Here is an 18,321-nt window from a genome sequence, read left to right on the forward strand (position 1 = left end):
CATTATGCCGCGACCAAAGAAGACCGCCCTGAAAGCAGGAGAGCCGTTCCTGGAACTCACAGGGGAATCCAAGCCTCCGGACTGGAGCCGTGCGCGTGAGCTGAGGGAGGGGATCAAGCATGCTCTCCGCGTGGCTATCGGGGCCCAAGTCATGCTAGGGCATGAGCTGCTCACCTTGAAGCTGGAGCTTGGGTTTCTCGGCTCGGGTCGCAGGCCCCAGCATCAGCTTGACGAGAACACCCGGCGCGCCCACGGCAAGACATGGGAGCAATGGTGCGATGCGGAGCTTGGGATCTCCGACATGACCGCCAACAACATGATCAAGTGCTATGAAGCCGCCAAGCTGCGGCTGAAGAAGCAGGGCGGCCAAAAGGCGATGCTGGCACTGATGGACATGAAGCCTGCGGGTATGACCGAAGCGCAGCGCGAGAAGCTGGCCAAGATGGTTGACCGGCTGGTGGAAGGGGAGACCCAAGCGCAGCTTCTCTATGAACTGAAGCTGGCGAAAGCACAGCACAAGATAGCGGGCGGGGATACGTCCGCGCACCGGAAGGACAATTCCAAGCTCACCGGCGAGCAAATGGCGTTAAATTTATTCGGCGTCTTGGATGGCCTGACCTACGACTTTACCAAGCGCGCTGCCAGCTTCCGCACTGACCAGACTTACCAGATCTCGCTCCATTGCCTTCCCCTCCACGGCTCAGATCCGACACAGACCGGCCTTCTCGAAATGCGCGACCGGCTTCGCGAGCTGATCACAGGCGAGCCTGCTGCGATGCTCAAGGATGTGGAGAGGGTGATTGCAAAGCGATTTCCGGAATACCGCGACTGAACCCATGAGCGAGGACCCAGCCCTATTGAAGTCAATCGACAATCCGGAGGCCTTCGCCGAGCTGTCTAGCAAGGTGCGCTTTTCAGTGCTGTTGCGCCTTTCCTTCATTCTCGAAATCGAAGGCGCTGGCAAAGGGAAGAAGGGCGCGACGGTCGCGAAAGCCGCCAAAGCCATGCACACCTCCGGGAGCGCCGTGAACCGGTATCTTGCCCGCTATCGGGCGACTGGGTGGCGAGGTCTGATCGACGGTCGCAAGCGTGAGGACAGCGGCTTGCCACCGGCCTTCCGGCGGCATGTTGAATCGGTCTTCTTAGCCGATCACTCCACGAAGCCGGCCAGCCTCCATAAGGCGCTGTGTAAGCGCTGGCAGAAGTGGCGGGAGACCGGTGCCAAGAAGTGGCGGATTCCCGGCTACGACGTTCCCCCAAGCGATGGCGGCAGCGGGCACCCAAAGGGCTGGAGTGTAGACAATCTCGCGAGGCTAATGCCGACGTTGGTCGAGCTTCGCAGGCTTAAAGAGAAAACAGCTAAGGAGCAGACTTTATGAGCAGTTTCCTTGAAGGGATAGGCCTGGACCGCCGGGCGGCTATCCGCCCGATGTTGGCAGAGACCATTCTGCTAGGCTCTGAGCTTAGCAGAGTGAAGGCAGAATTGGGCTTTGTCGGGAAGGGTTCTTGGCAGCGGCGCGGCGGCGCTCAGACTCGGCGATTTCCTGACACGTCAGCACGGACGTGGGGCGAGTGGTGCCGTGCCAAGATTGGGATCTGCGATGACTCCGGTAATCGATGCATCAAGGCCTTTGAGTCGTCCAAGGCCCGGCTTGCCGCTGATCGTCGCGCCAGCCAGTTGCTGAAGCTGCGGCCATCGGAAATGGATAACGCTTCGCGCTCGGAACTGCTGGCGATACTTGGCAGCAAGCTGGAAGGCGTCACCCTGCGAGCGCTACTTGCTGGAGATGCCCGCAAGTCCTCGGGAGCGATCAAGCCCAAGGCTGCGGCGAAGCCTCGCGCGAAGGTGCAGCAGCCAGCAGACCGGCTCGGGGCCATACGCTCTTTGTTCAAGCAAGCCCTGCGGCCAGATCTGCCAGAGAGGATCCTTTGCGGTGCGGAGCTTGGCCATGCTAAGAGGGAGCTTGGCCATGCAGGCAGCGGGCGGAGGCTCGCCGCCAGTGAGCGGGCGGGCACTTGGGGGCAATGGTGCCGGACGGTGCTCGGGATCTCGGAAGACACGGCTGACAATCTCATTGCCTGCCACGAGGCCTGCAAAGCCCGTCTGGCGGATGATGGCGAAGCAATCGCGCTGCTGAGCGTGCGTCCTTCCGAAGCCACAGAAGAGGGCAGAGGGCGCTTGCTGGAGATCCTGCGGGACAAGCTCTCCGGAGTAAGCCAAGCAAGGCTCTTGAACGGCGTGCGGGGCAAGGGGCGCGAGACGGAGCGTCAGGTAGAAGGTTCAGGTGATAGCGCCGCCGCTTTCCAGCGTGCGGAGAGGGAGATTGGCCGGGTGCTTTCCGATCTGCGCAGCGAGCTGGGAGCTGCGGACTAGCACGCGCTTTCCCATCGACCGCTTCCCGCAGTCCTGCTAGAAGGCACGCGCCATGAAAGATACCCGCGCGCTTCCCCGCGATGCCGCTCCCGCCAAGGGAGATGACGAGCCGATCATTGTCCTCGTGCTGTTTGTTCTCGCTGGCCTCAGCGTGGTAGGCGGCGTGGTGCAAGGGCTGCAAGCGGCAGGCGCGCAGGGCATGTTCATCGGGTTGGCAGCGGGCGCGCTTTCCGGAAGCGGCGCGTGGGCCTTCGCGGTCCTTCTGCGGACGCTGCACCGGATTGAGAGGAACACCCGGCGATGACCGAGCCAGCCACGGGAGCCCCTGCCTTCGTCCCCACCGCGCCGGGTTGGTATTGGTGGAGACAGGACCCTCTTGATGAATGGCGCGCTCTCCAGGTGATCTTCGATTATACCAAGCCGGACTCTGGGGCTCTCTTCGTGGCGAAAGCGGATGAGACCATCTATCAGTGCAGCGATGATCCGGAGTTTCCCTGGTATGGGGAATGGTGGGCGGAGGCGATCCAGGCACCCTCTTGACGAGCGGGGGAGTCTACCTAGGATTGCAGCATGCCCGACTGGGAAAACACGTTCAGCACTTGGACCAAGCGCGCCAGCGACACCGAAGAGGAGCAGTGCGTGAATGCCGAGACTGCCATCCGCAAAGCAATCAAAGCTTCCTCTGAGTTAACGAATCTTGACATCTCGGTCTTCGCGCAGGGCTCGTGGGCGGCGAACACCAATGTCCGGCGGGATAGCGACGTTGACGTCTGCATCTGTTTTGAAGAGACGGTGGGCCTCGGCCTGCCCCCAGGGAGGACCATGGAGGAATATGGCTACCGTGGCGCTGCGCCCATAAGCTCACGCGAATTCCGTGCGAGGGTTGGGCGCGCTCTGGTTTCCTACTTTGGGCAAGACGACGTCACGCCCGGCTCCAAAGCATACACCATTCGGGACAATACCTACCGCGTCCATGCCGACGCGGTGCCAACCATCCTCTACCGGAATTACAACTTTTCACCCACCATTGAGGGGGTTGCCCTCGACCCCGATGGCGGGAAGCGGATCGTCAACTATCCGAAGCAGGCTCTTGCCAACGGAATCGCGAAAAACAACGCGACGAACCGCTACTATAAGCGTGCAGTGAGGATCATGAAGAGGACGCGCAACTATCTCCGCGAGCGGGGCGACGAATCGGTAAAGTTCGCGCCCTCCTTCCAAATCGAGAGTCTCGTCTACAACGTAGACAATTCGGTTTTCATGCTGCCGTCGTGGACTGAGACGATCCGCCAATTGATCATCGCCGCCCATTCCATCGCGGTCGGCCCGTCATCCCCTGTCGAAGTGAACCATATCAAGCCGCTGTTTGGAGACCACAGCCAATGGACACGAGAGCATGCGCAGGCATTCCTTGTGGCAGCTTGGAATAAACTCGGTTTTGCATGAACAGCCTGAACCATCGCGGAGCAATCTCGTTTGCCTTGGGCATCTTCATCGGGCTTGCCTTTCTCTTCGAGGCCTTGGGGCTTTCGAACGTGAATGGAGCCGGATCGCTGCTTGCCCTCTTCTCCAAGGCGGTCTCGGTTGAGCTGCTGCTCTGGATCGCCTTCTACAAGTGGATTTGGAAGTGGCCCCTGTGGCGGGGCTGCCTAGTGACGGTGCCGGTCATCCACGGCACTTGGCGTGGGAATCTCTACTCAAACTGGGTCAATCCGGAAACCGGCCAGCGGCCGGATGCCATCCCCACGCAGCTTTCCATTTACCAGACTCTCCTGACGGTGAGCTGCACGCAGCGCACCGGGGAAAGCATCAGCACGAGCTTCGCCGAAGAGGTTCGGGTTGATCCGAAGGACCCTTCATTGATCGAGCTGTATTACTGCTACCGGAACGTCCCAGACGAACGGGTAAGAGAGCGGAGCAACGTCCACGAGGGTGCCTGCATGCTACGCTTCAGCCAATCCACCGGGAAGAAGCTGGAAGGCAGCTATTGGACTAACCGGCGGCCGATCCCGACCACTGGCGACATCCGGCTTGAGTTTTCCGACGCGAAGCCTCTTGATGCGCTGCACCCCGAAATGCCTAGCCACCCCGGCCCAGGCGCGTAGGGAGCGACTGTGGGACCTGCTGCGATGCCTTGCAGCGGTCTTGCAAGGGTCTAAAAGCGCCGATGCAGCCCCGTTGCACGGCTGAGGGAAAAGGGTCATTTTTACCAGATCCTTGCGGAAATTTACCAGATCGTCTGCGGCTTTACGTACACGGAAGTGGGCCGGGATATCGTGAGGGGATTGGCTTCAGGGTTTGCGGCTGCTGACCGTGCCGGCGAAGACCGGGATCGCGATCTTAAGGAGGAGGGTGTAGACCATGAGCCCGCCAGCCCAGATGCCGGCGGTGATCTTCCACTCGGTGGCGCTGGGCAGGTACTCGACCCACTCGTGGAGCGTCGAAGGGATGAAGCCGGGGATGATCAGGCCCATGCCCTTCTCGATCCAGATGGCGATGAAGGCGAGGACGCAGGCGATATCGAGAGTCCAGAGGTGTTCGTGGATGCGCGGCCGGAGCAAGAGCACGGCGGCGATGATCATGAAGACGGCGGAGGTCCAGATCCATGGCATCAGCGCGTGGTGACCGTGATGCCCGAAGTAGAGGTACTTGGCCGAGACGCCATGCGCGCCGCCGGTGTAGAAGGAAGTGAAGATCTCTGACACCAGCATGAGCAGATTGATCAGGATCGTGATGCGCATGATGCCGGCGAGCGTGCGGATCGAGCCCTCGCCGATCTTGGTCTTGGTCTTCGTGATGCGGCGGATGATTTGCAGGACGACGATGATGAAGGCGGGGCCGGCGACGAAGGCGGAGGTGAGGAAACGCGGAGCAAGCAACGCAGTATTCCAGAAGGGACGACCGCCGAGCCCGGAGTAAAGGAAGGCGGTGACCGTGTGGATCGAGATCGCCCAAGCGATGCTGAGGAAGACGAAGGGAATGTACCATTTGCGGTCGGGAGCCTCACCGAGGAAGCGCTTGTAGAGGAGGTAACCGCAGATGTGCAGGTTCAGCAGCAGGTAGCCATTGAGCACGATGACATCCCAAGTGAGCATCGAGACCGGCCAGTGGAACTTCCCGACGAAGGGCATGATGTGCCAGAAGCGGTCCGGCCGGCCGAGGTCCACGACCACGAAGAGCAGGCACATTACGATCGAGGCGATGGCCAGCAGCTCGCCGATGATGACCGTGTCGTGCATGTCCCGGTCATGATAGATGTAGGCCGGGATCACCATCATCACCCCGCCGGCGGCGAGACCCACGATGAAGGTGAAGTTCGCGATGTAGAGACCCCAGGAAACATGGTCGGTCATGGCGGTCACCGCCATGCCGTCGCGCACCTGCACCGCCCAGGCGTGGGTGCCGACCAAGGCGATGCAGGTCAACACGATCATCCACAGGTAGAAAATCCAGCTGCCCTCCGTGGCGAGCCGGAAGGCCAGCCGGAGAAACTTCATGTAGCTGGTAGCGTGGAAGCGCGCATCGTGCGGCTCCGGCTCCGCCGGGTTGGCCGTGGTGTCGTTCACGTTCATGGGCGGTTCACTCGTCGAAGAAATAGAAGAAACTCGGCTTGGTCCCCAGCTCCTCCTTGAGGACGAACACCCGCTTGTTCTCGATCACCTTGCGGATCTCGGAATCCGGGTCGAGCAGGTTGCCGAAGACGCGGGCACCAGTCGGACAGGCCTCGAGGCAGGCAGGCATGCGGCCCTCGCGGGTACGGTGCAGGCAGAAGGTGCACTTCTCCATCACTCCCTGTGGACGGATTCGGTTGCTGAGGTAGGACTGCTTGGGATTGATCTCCTCCTTCGGGATCACTGGCTTGGTCCAGTTGAAGCGGCGCGCGTGATAGGGGCAGGCGGCCTCGCAATAGCGGCAGCCGATGCACCAGTTGTAGTCGACGACCACGATGCCGTCCGCTTCCTTCCAGGTCGCTTCCACCGGGCAGACATCCACACAGGGAGGATTATCGCACTGCTGGCACTGCACCGGCATGTAGAACTTGTCCGGATGCGGCACGGGATGGTCGTAGTGGACGTTGCCTTTCTCCATGTCCATCGAGCCCTTGGTCATCTCCAGCACGCGGATGTAGGAGTTGCTGGTGGCGCGGTCGTGATTATTCTCGTGATGGCAGGCCTCCGCACAGCGGCGGCAGCCGATGCAGATGCTGAGATTGAGCGCGTAGCCGAATTTCACGCCGGCCTGCGGGCGGTGGTCGGAGATGGTGACGTCCGCGCCGTACTGTTGCTTTGCCTCGCGTTCGAGACGACGGAAGACCACCTCGAGATCGACCTTGGTCAACTCGCGGTAGTGCTTTTGCAGGAACTCATCGACCGAGGTGGCCTCACGCGTCCAGTGGGCCAGCGGCGAGAGGGCCTTGGCGAAGGCCGCAGCACCGAGGGTGATGCCCGCGCCCTTGATCAGGTTGCGGCGCGAGAAGAGCTTGTCGTCTCCCCCGCCCTTGCAGCCGCAGCCGGATCCACATTCTCCTGATGGTTCACTCATGGCTTCATGGATGGTTTTCGCCGTGAGGCGTGATGGTTTCGCCACGCACCATCTTCGGCGGGAAGACGGGCATTACCTCCGGGTAGGCAGGATGATGGGGATCGTGGCAATCCGTGCAGGTGTTGCGGGTGCGTCCGCCGCGGGTGAGGTCCCAGTGACCCTGCATGCCGCCGTGGCTGCCATTCTGATAGTCGCGGAACTGGGGCCCATGGCACTGTGCGCAGAGCATCAGGGTCTGGGAAAATTCGAGCGGTCGGCCGTCTGCCTGCTTCAGGGTATCGTAGTCAGTCGCATTGTGGCAGCTCAGGCAGCTCTGGTTGCCATGCGCGAAATGGAGACCCTGGTGGAAATCCTTGAGCGTGGTGCCACTACGAGTCTCGTAGTTCGGCTGGCGGGTATCATGGCAGGTCGCGCAGGCGATCGTCACCGGCTGGCCCTGGCTATCCACCTCCCCGGTGGCCACCCGCGGGATCCCGGCCGGGGTGCGAATGGTCACGGGATGGATCACCGCGGGTGTGGACGGTTCCTCCGCCTTGGGTCCCGGCTTCAGGTCGTTGCGGGCCAGCCAAGTCCAGACCAGCACGCCGACGAAGACCACGCCAATCAGGGCGATCACACCGCCGAACGCGATTTTGCCTATGCGTGCTTCTCCAGCCATGCGCGATGGTATCCGGGATTTTGATAGATAACTTTTTCCCAGCTTCTCTCTTCTATTGGGTTAGCGAATGAGGTCATCCCCATCAAGGCAAACCTCAGCATTTTTGCTTGTGTTGACGGGACTGTGCCTGAATCTTTCAAGGCTGCGATATTTCATCCCATGCCCGTCAATGGACTCATGGTAACGCTATCTGCTGACCCTGGCCCTGCTTCGCATGCGCTCGAGTCGATCGCTGCGCATGCGGGCATCGAGTGCGGTGAACGCCATGAGCGCTGGCTGGGTGTGGCGGTGGAAAGCCGCGATGACCAAGAAGCCCGGGAGCTGCACGCGTGGCTGGAGAGTCTACCCGGCGTGGAGCAGGTCAACGTGATCCTGGTGAGCCTCGATGAACCAAGCCCTTGACCCCTAATCGCGATGAGCAGCCTTGAGCGCCGAAATTTTCTGAAGGCCACCGCACTGGCCGCCGCCAGCGCCGCCGCCCGCCAGCGCGCGGGTGCCGCCGCGGTTGAAGCCCCAGCCAATGGCATCGAGTGGAACAAGGCACCCTGCCGGTTTTGCGGCACCGGCTGCCATGTGAAGGTCGGGGTGCGCGAGGGCAAGGTGGTCGCGATCGCCGGCCATCCGGATGCGCCGGTGAACAAGGGCCTTCTATGCGTGAAGGGCTACCACGTCGGAGGTATCCTTTACGGACAGGACCGCCTGAAACAGCCGATGCTGCGCCGCAACGGCGTGCTCGAGCCGATCTCATGGGAGGATGCGATCGAACTGGCAGCGAGCAAGATCATGGAGGCGCCGGAGCAGTTCGCGATCTACGGCTCCGGCCAGTGGACCATTCCCGAAGGCTACGCCGCCCAGAAGCTGATGCGCGCCGGGCTCTCGAACAACCACCTCGAGCCCAATGCCCGGCTCTGCATGGCCTCCGCCGTCACCGGCTTCCTCTCCACCTACGGCGTGGATGAACCGGCCGGCTGCTACGATGACCTGGACACCTGCGACGTGCTGGTGCTGTGGGGCAACAACATGGCGGAGATGCACCCGGTGCTGTTCTCACGCTTCATCGACCGCCGCACCCGCGGCGAGAAGGTCACCCTGGTCGATCTCGGCACCCGCCGCACGCGGACCACAGAGTTTGCCGATCACTACCTCGAGTTCCGCCCGCAGAGCGACCTCGCGATCGCCTGCTGCATCTACCAGCAGCTGATCGAGCGCGGTGCCTGGAACAAGGACTTCGTGGACAAGCACTGCGCCTTCCGCGCCGATGCCGATATCACCAAGCCGACCCTCGATGGCGTGGCGATCTCCTTCGACGAGTTCAAGAAGAAGGTCGCGGACTACACACCGGAGAAGGTGAGCCAGATCTCCGGCCTGCCGGTCGAGCAGTTGCGCCTGTTAGGCGACTTGTTCGCGGATCCCAAGCTCAAGATCACCTCCACCTGGTGCATGGGCCTGAACCAGCACACCCGCGCCACGGCGATCAACCGCCTGGTGCATGGCATCCACCTCTTCAGCGGCAAATTCGGCTCGCCCGGCAATGCGCCGACTTCCCTCACCGGCCAACCTTCCGCCTGCGGCACCGCGCGCGAGGTCGGCACGCTCTGCCACACCCTGCCCGGTGGCCGTCTGATCGCCAATCCCGAGCACCGCAAGGAGTGCGAGGAGCATTGGAAGGTCCCGGCTGGGCGGATCAAGGAGACGATCGGCTATCACACGGTGCTGATGTGGGAAAAGTTCTGCACGCCCGCGGACAAGGGCGGCGACATCCGCACGATCCTGGTGCAGTGCACCAATCCCGGCCAGTCCCTGCCGAATCTCAAAAAGCTGTTCCAAGCCAAGCAGGCCGGCAAATTCCTGATCGTCTCCGACGTCTATCCAACCGCCACCACCGAGCTGGCGGACCTGGTCCTACCCGCCGCGCTATGGGTGGAGAAGAATGGTGTCTACGGGAACTCCGAGCGCCGCACCCAGCAGTGGTTCAAGATGATCGAGCCACCCGGTGAAGCGCGTGAGGACCTGTGGATCATCCTCGCGATCGCACGGAAGCTGCACGACCTCGGGCATCCCGGAATGAAGGACAAGGATGGCAACTTCCTGTTCCGCATCACCGATGAGGCGGGGAAGGAGATCCCGGTCTGGGACTATGCCCACTTCCACGACATCAATGTGGACCGTGTCCTGTACGAGGACTACCGCCCGCTGACGCACCTAAAGCACAAGCACGTGGCGCCCTATGACGAGCTGGCCAAGCACACCGGACTGCGCTGGCCGGTGGTGGAGCAGCCGGATGGCAGCTACCGCGAGACCCGCTTCCGCTTCGCCGAGTTCGACGATCCCTTCGTGAAGAAGGGTAGCGGAATCGATTTCTACCACTCCCCCACCCACGATGGCCGTGCACAGATCTGGTTCTGCCCCTACGAGAAGCACCCTGAAGAGCCGGACCAGGAGTATCCCTTCTGGCTCTGCACGGGCCGCGTGCTGGAACACTGGCACACCGGCACGATGACCATGCGGGTGCCGCAGCTCCGCGGTGCGATGCCGAATGCCTACGCGGAGCTGCACCCGGAAGACGCTGCCGCCGCAGGCATCGCCAATGGCGACAAGATCACTCTGAGCACTCGCCGGGGCGACTTGATCCTCACGGCTTGGCTCAACGGCCGATCCCGGCCGCCGAAGGGCAGCATCTTCGTGCCCTTCTTCGATGAGAAGCGCCTGGCGAACCTGCTGACGCTCGATGTCTTCTGCCCGATCTCGAAGGAGCCCGACTACAAGAAGTGCGCCGCCCGCATCCGCAAGGCCTGAGCCATGGACCAGTATCCCATCGAGTCCTACTTCCAGCAGCACCGCCGGACCCTGGCGGTGCTGATGCTGGTGGTCTCGATTGCGGCGATCTCGGCGGCCTTCCGCAGCATGCGCGAGACCGAGGCACGGGAAGCGCTTGAGCCGGTCAAGCTGCCGGAACACCAGCCGCCGCACGAATCGCAAGTGCCGACGGCACCACGCTACGGCGAGATCCCCAAGGCCCCGTGGCTGGCCAACCGCGATTGGAGTTTTAGCCTGAAGACGCTTCCCCAGGTCCCGCCCGATCCGGGACCGCAAGTGCCGCTGAATGCGGAGCAGCTGGCCGCGGCACTGGATGCCCGCGCCGCGCGCCGGACCTACGATGGCGCGCCGCCGACGATTCCGCACGAGATCGACCAGCTCAGCGTGAGCGCTTGCATGAGCTGTCACTCAACGGAGGCCGCACTGATGATCGGCAGCAAACGGCCCGCGACCATCAGCCATCCTTACTTCTCCAACTGCACCCAATGCCACGTGCCGGCCAATGGCTTGCGCCGCTTCACCGAAGCGGAGCGGGCAAGGCTGGTGGTGCCCTCCGCATTCCAAGGGAGCGGGCCCGCCGGGCCGGGCACCCGTGCCTATCCCGGTGCACCACCGACCGTTCCGCACCAGCTGTGGATGCGGCAGAATTGCATGAGCTGCCACGGTCCGGGGCGTGAACAGGCGATCCGGACTTCGCATCCCGCGCGGCAGAATTGCCTGCAATGCCATGCGCCGAATGCCGCGCTCGATAACCGGGAGCGCCTGCCTAACAGCCCGCCAGCCGCCACTACCCCATGAACCCGCGCCCTGTCAGCCGCCGCGAGATGTTCCGCTCCTTGTTTGGCCGCAGCCATCAGGAGACGAAGCAGGAACCGGCGCCCACGACCGCATCACCTGAGCCGGTTCCCCTGCCGCAGCCGCCGCCGGCGAGCGGCGAACTGGCGCTAATTCTGGACCGCTTCTGCCTCGCCTATCAGGGCAGCTTTTGCTCCGTGTGCGCCGAGCGCTGCCCTGTGCCGGGCGCCATCACCACAAAGGATGGCAAACCGAGCATCGTGCCGGATCTCTGTACGGGCTGCCGGGTTTGCCATGATGTCTGCCCGGCACCGAAGAAGGCCGTCTTCTTCGTCTCACGCAAACCACGCCCGGGCATGATCGGGAAGACGGTCGACGAGACCGCGCCGGGCTCCATGCTTGCGTGAACCAGCTTCCCATGTCCGACTCACCCGACTCACCGCCGCTGCCTGATCTGCACCAGTCTGAGATCGACGAGATCACCTTGCGCCAACTCTTTGCGGATCTGGGCAAGCACGCCCGGATCATCGAGATCATCCCGAAATTTGCGCCGGGGTACGTCGAAGGCGGCGAGTCCTCACTGAAGCTCGAGGAGGCGTTTGAGCTCCTGGCCTCGCGCGCGCTCCGTGGGCTGCAGGTGCGTTACATTCACGAGGGGCAAACCTGGTGGGACACGCTGATGCCGCTGCCGGATGGCCGGTTCCGGATTGTCCGGATCGAGCATCGGTTTTCGTGAGAGCTGGCGCGCCTGAAAGCGCGGCCTGCTGCGGTGATTTCCATGAGGTTGAAAAAAGAAATGGCCGGCGGAACCCGATCCGCCGGCCACTCTTGGGTTTTTTGGTTTCCCCCCCAGGGAAGTTATTCAGCGACCTTGATGCGGCCGAAGAGCTTGCTGCCCACAGCCAAGGTCCGCGGGATGGACACGACGATGGTGTCTGGACCGGTGCCATTCTCGGTGACCTGCACGGTCACGCCGTTGGCATTCGGTCCGGAGCTGGTCGCGCCAAGGATCACATCGTTCCACAGGCCGAGGTTGGTTCCCCACTGGGCGAGCTCGGTGGTGAGCTGCGCCTCAGCATCGTCGCGGCGATGCAGGGTGATGACCAAGTGCGTGGCGGTGAGCGAGACCTGCGGCAGAGTCGAGGCGTCGGAGGCGAGTGGGTTGCCGTCGAAGTAGAACTCGAGCAGGTTGCTCACGCCGTCCTTGTCGGGGTCCATGCTGGAGCCGTTGTTAGAGGCGTTGAGGCCCTTCGAGGATGCCCAGCTGTCGTAAGGCGTGCCCACGGCGTCAGTGGCTTCCAGGGTGACCGCATTGCCATCGGCATAGCGGACCTTGAAGGTATTCAGGCCGGAGGTGATGCCACCGCCTTCCAGCACGCCGGCGAAGTTGCCGGTCAGGGTGCCAGTGTAGGTCAGGATGGTCAACTTGGTGCCGAGCGGCAGCTTGGTGGCAACCGGAGCGAGATCGCTCAGGTTCAAGGTGCCGGCGAGGGTCACGTTGCCGGTGACGTTGAGCACGTCCACGGTCGGAACGCCGGAGGAGTTGTATTCCACCGCGAAGGTGGAGCCGTCCGCCAGGTTCAGCGCGCCGGTGGCGAGCGATTCAATCCCCGCTCCAGGGGCGAGGGTGCCGCCGGTGTTCACGTTGACCGCGCCGGTGATGGCACCGGTGCCGCCGAACTTGCCGGTGGCATTTACGTTGACCGCGCCGGTTCCAGTGCCGGAACCCGCAGCGTTGTTGGCGAGCAAGGTGCCGCCATTGACGGTGGTCGGGCCGCTGTAGTTGCTGGCGGCATTGAGCACCATGGTGCCGGGCTGGGTCTTGACCACACCGCTCTGATAGGTGGCGTCACCGCTGGTGAACGGAGTGGACACCGTGAGCGTGCCATCGGTCACCGCGAAGGTGGTATCGCTACCCACGCTGCCGAGCATCACCTGGCCATTCACCGGGGCGGTGGTGGTGATGGTGGAGCTACCGGTGGAGGTGACGGTGCCATTCAGGTTCCACGCGCCGTAGGTATCGGTCGGGCGGGTGCCGCCGATGGTGGAGGTGGAGCCGGTGGTGGAGGTCAGGGTGGCGCTGTTGAGCGTCACGCTGTTCAGGGCATTGTTCACGCTCGGGTTCAGCGCATCCGAATTGGTCACCGTACCGCCATTGACCACCAGGGCCGGGACGGTGGCAGCGTTGTGGTTGCCGAAGGTGTTGGCCACCTGGAACTCGAGCGTAGCCCCCGCATTCACGGTCAGCGTGCGCGCCGTGCTGGCAAGACCGAGCGCGGTGTTGGTGCCCGAACGCAGGCCGGAAGCGACCAGCTTGCCACCATTCACGGTGATCGGGCCGGTCAGGCTGTTGGCTTGGCTGAGCGTCAGCTTGCCGGTGCCGGACTTCACGATGCCACCGCCGCCGATCATGTCGCCGAAGAACTCATAGTTGTACTTCGAGTTCACGGTCATCAGGCCGGGCTCCACCGTGCCGACCACGCCGATCAGCTGATCCGCGCCGGGCAGGTCGGTGAAGCTCACGCGGTCCGCCCAGAAGAAGGGCTGATTGACGTTGGCCGTGTCCTTGAAGTTGGCATCGCCATTGGTATTCCAAGTCGCGGTGGCCGCGGCATCGGTCCACACCAGGTCGGTGGTCGGGATGTTGAGCACCACCGCATTCGCGGTCTCACCGAAGGTGATGGCGCGGGCTCCGGTGGGCGCGGCGAAGGCGAAGTTCGCCGCGGTGAAGGCATTCCCCTTTGAGCCGAAGCCGACTACTTCGATCGGCGCGCTGCTCGTCGGGAAGTTGCCGTTGAGGCTCACGTTGACCGTGCCATTGACGGTCAGCGCACCAGCCGCACTGAGCTTGGCCGGAGTGCCGGGATCGATCGCCAGGTTGCAACCGGTCACGGTGCCGAGGGTCACGGTGCCGGCGAAGCTGGCCTCACCGCCGAGCGTGATGCCATCCAGCGAAGCCAGCGAGCCGCCGAAGTTCGCGCCGTTCACATTGAGGCGGCCTTGCGAGACGCTCAGGGTGCCGGTGTAGGCCGGGCTGTTGCCGTTCAGGCTGACGATGCCGTTGTTGTTCACCGCGGTGGAGTTGATCTCCAGGTTGCCGCTGCCGAGCAGCGCACCGGTCAGGGTCCCGAAGCCGCCGTGGGCGGTCATGCGGGAGCCCGCGGCTGCCACGGTCACGTTGCCGGCAAGCGTGTTATTGACGAAACGGATGGCACCCAAAGTGCCCGCGCCTTCCGCCTGGCCGGGGCCGGCGATGGTGAAGTTGTTGGTGTAGGTCCCGTTGGCCACCAGCAATCCGACTTGGCCGCCGTTGTTGACCGTAACCGGACCACTTCCCAGCGACTGCAGGTTCTCCGCCCAGAAACGACCGGCATTGATCACGGTGCCGCCGCTGTAGGTGTTGGCCTGGTTCACCCCGAGGTGGTTGATGCCGTTCTTCACGAAGGTCAGCGGCGTGCTGCCGTTGAAGTCCACGATCTTCAGGCGCAGTTGGTGGTCGAGCGTGGCGAGCGCACCCGAGGCCGCACCGTTGGTGATCGTCAGCGTACCGGAGGAGGAGGTCAGCTTGCCGAGGTCACCGGCATTGGTCTGCCACCAGTGGCCGTTCGTCGCCAGGTTGATCACGCCGGAGTCGACGTTGAGCGTGCCGCCGTAGTTGACGAAGACGTCGCGGGTACTGGCCATCGAGTTGAGGGTGGCCGTGCCGGTGCCGCGGAATTCCACCCAGCCACCGCCGGTATCCTGGATGTAGTCGGTATTGGCCCAGTTGGCATTCGCCGCGGAGATCCGGACGTTGCCGCGCTTGTTCTGGTACTGGCCGGAGAACCCGCTCCAGTCACCGGAATACCAGACCGTGCCGCCATCGGCATGCCGGAGGGTGGTGAAGGCCACCCCCGGCGCATTCGAGACCGAACCGGACAAGGTGCTGGTGGCGACGCTGCCGTAGGTCCGGTAAACGCCACCCGCCGAGCCGATCTGTATATTACGGCCGCAGTCGATGTTCAGGTTCTGGTCCACCAGGCCGCCGCCGTTCAGGACGATGGCATTGGCCGGGTTTCCGAAGTTCGAGTTGATGGTGACCACACCCGAGGTGATCGTGACGGTCCCGGTGAAGCTGTTAGACGGGTTGGTCAACAGGGTCGATCCGGTGACGCCACCACCGGTGTCGGAGGTGTCGCCATTGGCCTGAAGCGTGATCGGGCCGGTACCGGTGATCGCGGAGGCCAAGGTGACAGCGCCGCCCGTGCCCGCGGCATTGGTATTCAGGGTCGCACCGCCCGCACCGATTGCCATGCCGCGGGTGCCGCTGAGGTTGAAGTTGCCGGTCCAGCGCAGCGTGCCGCCATTGATCGCGAGGCTATTGGGCGTGGCCGAGAAGGGCGCGGTGCCAAGCGCCGCATCGCTGCCGATGACCACGGTGCCGCCATTGATCGTGGTGGAGCCGAGGTAGCTGTTGCTGGTGCCGAGCGTCAGCGTGCCGGCACCGGACTTCAGCAGCGACATGCCACCGGCCAAGGACCCGGAAGTGCCGCTGGTGAAGCTGTAGTCATACTGCGAGTTCACCGTCATCGCCGCCGGCTGCTGCGCGCCGTCGATCACGATTGCCTGGGCTGCGCCCGGAGTATCGTCGAAGCTGACCTTGTCACCCCAGAAGAAGAGGCTGTTGGCAGCGCCGTCGTTGAAGTTGGCGGAAGTGTTGGTGTTCCAGCGCAGGTTGCCCGCGGCGTTGTTCCACTTGAGGTTCGCGCCGCTGAGGGTCAGCGAGACGTCATTCGCATTCTGGGTAAAGACCGGCGTGCCGCGGAAGTTCGCGACATTCGCGAGGGTGAAGTTCGTGGCATCCCAAGTGCCGGCCTTGCTGCCGAAGCTGACGACCTTGAAAGGCACACCGGCCGTGAAGGAGCCATTGGCGAGACTCACGGCGGTGCTGCCGGTCACATTCAGCGCACCGGTCACATTGAGCGCGCCCGGTGTGGAAGGATCGGCCACGAGTCCCGCACCGCTGGAGGCGCCGAGAGTGAGCGTGGAGAAAGAGCCCTCACCGGCCACCCGCGCGCCATCCGCAACGGTAGTCGCGCTGGCAGGCAGTGAACCGGTGAGGGCAAGGGTCCCGGCGGTGACCTCGACTGAACCGCTGAGAGAATTGGTGCCGGCGAGCCCGATCGTGCCGGTGCCGGTCTTGACCAGCTTGACCACGCCCGCGCCATCATTGATGGAGCCGGAGAAAAGGCTGGAGCCATTGTTCTCACCCAAGGTGAGGATCGAAGTGGTGGATGGCACCGAGTTGGTGATGGTGCCGGTGCCCTCAAGACGGTCCCAGCCTTCGTTCAGGCCGGCGAGGTCGAGGGTGCCGCCGCTCATGCCGACGCGGCCGAGATTGCCAGTGCCGCCGCCGTAGATCTGGTCGCCGCTGGTGCCCGCGATCCGGACCGTGGCGCCGGTGCCGATGTCACTGACGCCTGCCGCAGCGCGGATGGTGGCTCCGCTCTTGTCCAGGATGGTAGTGCCGCCCATCGCGGCGAGGATGGTGGAAGCGTTATCCTGACCGCCGGTCAGCGACAGCGTGCCGGCACCGGTCTTGGTGACGATGCTGCCGACACTCTGAGTGATCAACGGGGCCGAGATCAGAAGGTCGATCGGCTGCCCGCCATCGGCCACGGCGAGGGTCATCGGCGTGGCGTCGCGCACCCGCATCGCCGCGACCGTGTTGGTGCCGGTGCGGGCAATGGTCGAGGTATTCGGCGAGGCGTTGACCGTGATGGTGCTGTTGTGGAACTCGTTGTTGGTGCCCCCCAGCAGCAGGCTCGCGCCGGTCATATTGAGCGCGAAGTTCTGATAGAAGTGCTGGTTGAAGTTCGCGCCGCCAACGGTGGTATTGTTGATGGTGAGGGCGTTGACATTGACCCCGGCGTTGTAGCCGAAGCTGTTGTCACCCGCGTAGTCGAGGACGCCGGGCGCATTCACCGTGACCGCGCCGCGCAGGGTGCCGGTGCCGCCGGTGACCATCGGGCCAAGCAGAAGTGTGCCGCTGTTGATCTCGGTGCCGCCGGTGTAGAGGATCTGGTTGCCCGCGATGGTCTGGGTGCCGGTGCCGTTCTTGACCAGCTTCAGCTGGTTGTTGCCGACGGTGCCACCATCGACGTCGCGCAGGTAGCCATTGTAGAGGTAGGTGTCGCTGCCGTTGAGGGTCAGGGTGACGGGTCCGAGCTGGGTGGTGGAATCACCGACCGCGCGGTTCTGCACCACCGCGCCAGCCTGGGTCGCCAGCACCCCGGCATTGAGACCTGCGAAGGTCTGGCTGGTGCCATTGAGGTCGAAACGCGCCCATTGGCCGGAGGCATTGCCGAAGTTCATCACCACACCGGGGCCAAACTGCTGCGGCTGGAGCATGCGCAGGTTCGCTTGGCCGGTGCCGCCGATGCCGAACTGGACGGTCTTGCCCGCAGCGACGGCGAGCGCGCCGCCGGTCTTGCCGAGGTAGAGCGTGGTGCCGGCCGAGGTGCCGCCGGTGGTATCAAAAACCAGATTGCCGAAGGAGTTGTTCCCCGAGCCATTCAGCACCAACTCCCCGAGACTCGCCTTGGTCAGGTTGAAAGCACCGGAAATAGCGCCCGAGACGGTGATCCGGCGGCCGCTGCCACTCAGCCATGCCTGATCGGCGCTAAGGGCCACGGCGCTGTTGAGCGTGAGATTCTGGGTAGCCGCAAGAAGATCGATGCCGCTCGCACCGAGGCTGAGCGTGTGGGCTCCGGAGACCGTCACCGGGCCGTTCGGGTTCGAGACCCGCATACCGTCCCAGGCCAAGTTCGCCCCAAGCTGGGTGGAACTGGCCCCGGGCAGAAGCGAGTCCCAGTTGGCGACATCCGCGACGGTCGGAGCCGTGCCACCCTCCCAGCTGCTGGAGAGGTTGAGGTTGTCGGCATTGTCGAGCTTGAAGCTGTCGGCGCCTTGGGCCGTGAGCTGGACGCAAAGGCAAGCGCAGGTCAGCAGATTGCCACGAGTGATACGGAACACGGGGAGTGGGTTCATTTCTCGGTTTTTGAGGTCATTTTGGGTTGGTCCGCGACTTCCGGGCTGAAAGCACGGTGCGCAACTTCACGTCTTACCAAGAAATATGACGTTCGTGTCACTTGAT

16 protein-coding genes are annotated in these 18,321 nt (G+C 63.4%); 12 read left to right on the forward strand and 4 right to left on the reverse strand.

What is annotated here, in order from left to right:
- Nucleotides 1–4 precede the first annotated feature (4 nt).
- The 7 genes from BV071_RS08795 (at nucleotide 5) to BV071_RS08825 (ending at nucleotide 4,479) form a co-directional block, all read left to right on the forward strand.
- Nucleotides 5–832 carry a hypothetical protein gene (locus BV071_RS08795; protein ID WP_035605108.1) on the forward strand — a complete coding sequence of 276 codons (828 nt, stop codon included), beginning with the start codon at nucleotides 5–7 and terminating at the stop codon, nucleotides 830–832.
- Nucleotides 833–836: 4 nt separating this feature from the next.
- Entirely contained in the window at nucleotides 837–1,379 is a 543-nt protein-coding gene (locus tag BV071_RS08800; protein ID WP_035605110.1) for a helix-turn-helix domain-containing protein, read from the forward strand.
- Nucleotides 1,380–1,702: 323 nt separating this feature from the next.
- Nucleotides 1,703–2,374 (forward strand): hypothetical protein, encoded by a 672-nt coding sequence (locus tag BV071_RS08805; protein WP_265594237.1) that lies wholly within the window; start codon nucleotides 1,703–1,705, stop codon nucleotides 2,372–2,374.
- 52 nt (nucleotides 2,375–2,426) lie between these two features.
- Entirely contained in the window at nucleotides 2,427–2,678 is a 252-nt protein-coding gene (locus tag BV071_RS08810; protein ID WP_035605116.1) for a hypothetical protein, read from the forward strand.
- Nucleotides 2,675–2,914: a hypothetical protein gene (locus tag BV071_RS08815; protein WP_035605119.1), complete on the forward strand. Its 240-nt coding sequence runs from the start codon at nucleotides 2,675–2,677 to the stop codon at nucleotides 2,912–2,914. Before BV071_RS08810 ends, BV071_RS08815 begins: the two co-directional genes overlap by 4 nt.
- A 30-nt stretch (nucleotides 2,915–2,944) precedes the next feature.
- A complete protein-coding gene (locus tag BV071_RS08820; RefSeq protein WP_052573076.1) occupies nucleotides 2,945–3,820 on the forward strand; it encodes a nucleotidyltransferase in 876 nt (291 codons plus the stop codon).
- Nucleotides 3,817–4,479 carry a hypothetical protein gene (locus tag BV071_RS08825; protein WP_035605120.1) on the forward strand — a complete coding sequence of 221 codons (663 nt, stop codon included), beginning with the start codon at nucleotides 3,817–3,819 and terminating at the stop codon, nucleotides 4,477–4,479. The genes BV071_RS08820 and BV071_RS08825 overlap by 4 nt, the downstream gene beginning before the upstream one ends.
- Nucleotides 4,480–4,665: 186 nt before the next feature.
- Here the strand turns inward: BV071_RS08825 and dsrP are convergent, their stop codons facing one another.
- The 3 genes from dsrP to BV071_RS08840 are packed head-to-tail and all read right to left on the reverse strand — an operon-like array spanning nucleotide 4,666 to nucleotide 7,574.
- Nucleotides 4,666–5,946, reverse strand: coding sequence for a sulfate reduction electron transfer complex DsrMKJOP subunit DsrP (gene dsrP, locus BV071_RS08830; protein ID WP_052573077.1), 1,281 nt, complete (start codon nucleotides 5,944–5,946; stop codon nucleotides 4,666–4,668).
- A 7-nt stretch (nucleotides 5,947–5,953) separates the two neighbouring features.
- Complete coding sequence (locus tag BV071_RS08835; protein WP_035605122.1) at nucleotides 5,954–6,916, reverse strand: 4Fe-4S dicluster domain-containing protein; 963 nt, start codon at nucleotides 6,914–6,916, stop codon at nucleotides 5,954–5,956.
- A gap of 4 nt (nucleotides 6,917–6,920) precedes the next feature.
- Nucleotides 6,921–7,574 carry a hypothetical protein gene (locus BV071_RS08840; protein ID WP_052573078.1) on the reverse strand — a complete coding sequence of 218 codons (654 nt, stop codon included), beginning with the start codon at nucleotides 7,572–7,574 and terminating at the stop codon, nucleotides 6,921–6,923.
- A gap of 177 nt (nucleotides 7,575–7,751) precedes the next feature.
- On the opposite strand from BV071_RS08840, the gene BV071_RS08845 reads away from it, so the two are divergent.
- Genes BV071_RS08845 through BV071_RS08865 form a run of 5 tightly spaced genes read left to right on the forward strand, consistent with a single transcriptional unit; the run spans nucleotide 7,752 to nucleotide 11,922 of the window.
- Entirely contained in the window at nucleotides 7,752–7,976 is a 225-nt protein-coding gene (locus BV071_RS08845) for a hypothetical protein (protein ID WP_265594238.1), read from the forward strand.
- 12 nt (nucleotides 7,977–7,988) lie between these two features.
- Entirely contained in the window at nucleotides 7,989–10,370 is a 2,382-nt protein-coding gene (locus BV071_RS08850) for a molybdopterin-dependent oxidoreductase (RefSeq protein ID WP_035605127.1), read from the forward strand.
- A 3-nt stretch (nucleotides 10,371–10,373) separates the two neighbouring features.
- Nucleotides 10,374–11,189: a nitrate reductase cytochrome c-type subunit gene (locus BV071_RS32715; protein WP_052573079.1), complete on the forward strand. Its 816-nt coding sequence runs from the start codon at nucleotides 10,374–10,376 to the stop codon at nucleotides 11,187–11,189.
- Nucleotides 11,186–11,593: a 4Fe-4S binding protein gene (locus tag BV071_RS08860; protein WP_052573080.1), complete on the forward strand. Its 408-nt coding sequence runs from the start codon at nucleotides 11,186–11,188 to the stop codon at nucleotides 11,591–11,593. Before BV071_RS32715 ends, BV071_RS08860 begins: the two co-directional genes overlap by 4 nt.
- A gap of 11 nt (nucleotides 11,594–11,604) precedes the next feature.
- Entirely contained in the window at nucleotides 11,605–11,922 is a 318-nt protein-coding gene (locus BV071_RS08865) for a hypothetical protein (RefSeq protein WP_035605129.1), read from the forward strand.
- 122 nt (nucleotides 11,923–12,044) lie between these two features.
- On the opposite strand, the gene BV071_RS08870 is transcribed toward BV071_RS08865, so the two are convergent.
- Nucleotides 12,045–18,215: an autotransporter-associated beta strand repeat-containing protein gene (locus tag BV071_RS08870; RefSeq protein ID WP_035605131.1), complete on the reverse strand. Its 6,171-nt coding sequence runs from the start codon at nucleotides 18,213–18,215 to the stop codon at nucleotides 12,045–12,047.
- Between the last annotated feature and the right edge of the window lie 106 nt (nucleotides 18,216–18,321).

The sequence above is a fragment of the Haloferula sp. BvORR071 genome (assembly GCF_000739615.1).
In the GTDB taxonomy this organism is placed as follows: Bacteria; Verrucomicrobiota; Verrucomicrobiia; order Verrucomicrobiales; family Akkermansiaceae; genus Haloferula.

Coding starts and splice junctions, on each gene's coding strand:
- BV071_RS08795 (WP_035605108.1), top strand. CDS start 5: ATGCCGCGACCAAAGAAGACCGCCCTGAAAGCAGGAGAGCCGTTCCTG.
- BV071_RS08800 (WP_035605110.1), top strand. CDS start 837: ATGAGCGAGGACCCAGCCCTATTGAAGTCAATCGACAATCCGGAGGCC.
- BV071_RS08805 (WP_265594237.1), top strand. CDS start 1,703: ATGGATAACGCTTCGCGCTCGGAACTGCTGGCGATACTTGGCAGCAAG.
- BV071_RS08810 (WP_035605116.1), top strand. CDS start 2,427: ATGAAAGATACCCGCGCGCTTCCCCGCGATGCCGCTCCCGCCAAGGGA.
- BV071_RS08815 (WP_035605119.1), top strand. CDS start 2,675: ATGACCGAGCCAGCCACGGGAGCCCCTGCCTTCGTCCCCACCGCGCCG.
- BV071_RS08820 (WP_052573076.1), top strand. CDS start 2,945: ATGCCCGACTGGGAAAACACGTTCAGCACTTGGACCAAGCGCGCCAGC.
- BV071_RS08825 (WP_035605120.1), top strand. CDS start 3,817: ATGAACAGCCTGAACCATCGCGGAGCAATCTCGTTTGCCTTGGGCATC.
- dsrP (WP_052573077.1), bottom strand. CDS start 5,946: ATGAACGTGAACGACACCACGGCCAACCCGGCGGAGCCGGAGCCGCAC.
- BV071_RS08835 (WP_035605122.1), bottom strand. CDS start 6,916: ATGAGTGAACCATCAGGAGAATGTGGATCCGGCTGCGGCTGCAAGGGC.
- BV071_RS08840 (WP_052573078.1), bottom strand. CDS start 7,574: ATGGCTGGAGAAGCACGCATAGGCAAAATCGCGTTCGGCGGTGTGATC.
- BV071_RS08845 (WP_265594238.1), top strand. CDS start 7,752: ATGGTAACGCTATCTGCTGACCCTGGCCCTGCTTCGCATGCGCTCGAG.
- BV071_RS08850 (WP_035605127.1), top strand. CDS start 7,989: ATGAGCAGCCTTGAGCGCCGAAATTTTCTGAAGGCCACCGCACTGGCC.
- BV071_RS32715 (WP_052573079.1), top strand. CDS start 10,374: ATGGACCAGTATCCCATCGAGTCCTACTTCCAGCAGCACCGCCGGACC.
- BV071_RS08860 (WP_052573080.1), top strand. CDS start 11,186: ATGAACCCGCGCCCTGTCAGCCGCCGCGAGATGTTCCGCTCCTTGTTT.
- BV071_RS08865 (WP_035605129.1), top strand. CDS start 11,605: ATGTCCGACTCACCCGACTCACCGCCGCTGCCTGATCTGCACCAGTCT.
- BV071_RS08870 (WP_035605131.1), bottom strand. CDS start 18,215: ATGAACCCACTCCCCGTGTTCCGTATCACTCGTGGCAATCTGCTGACC.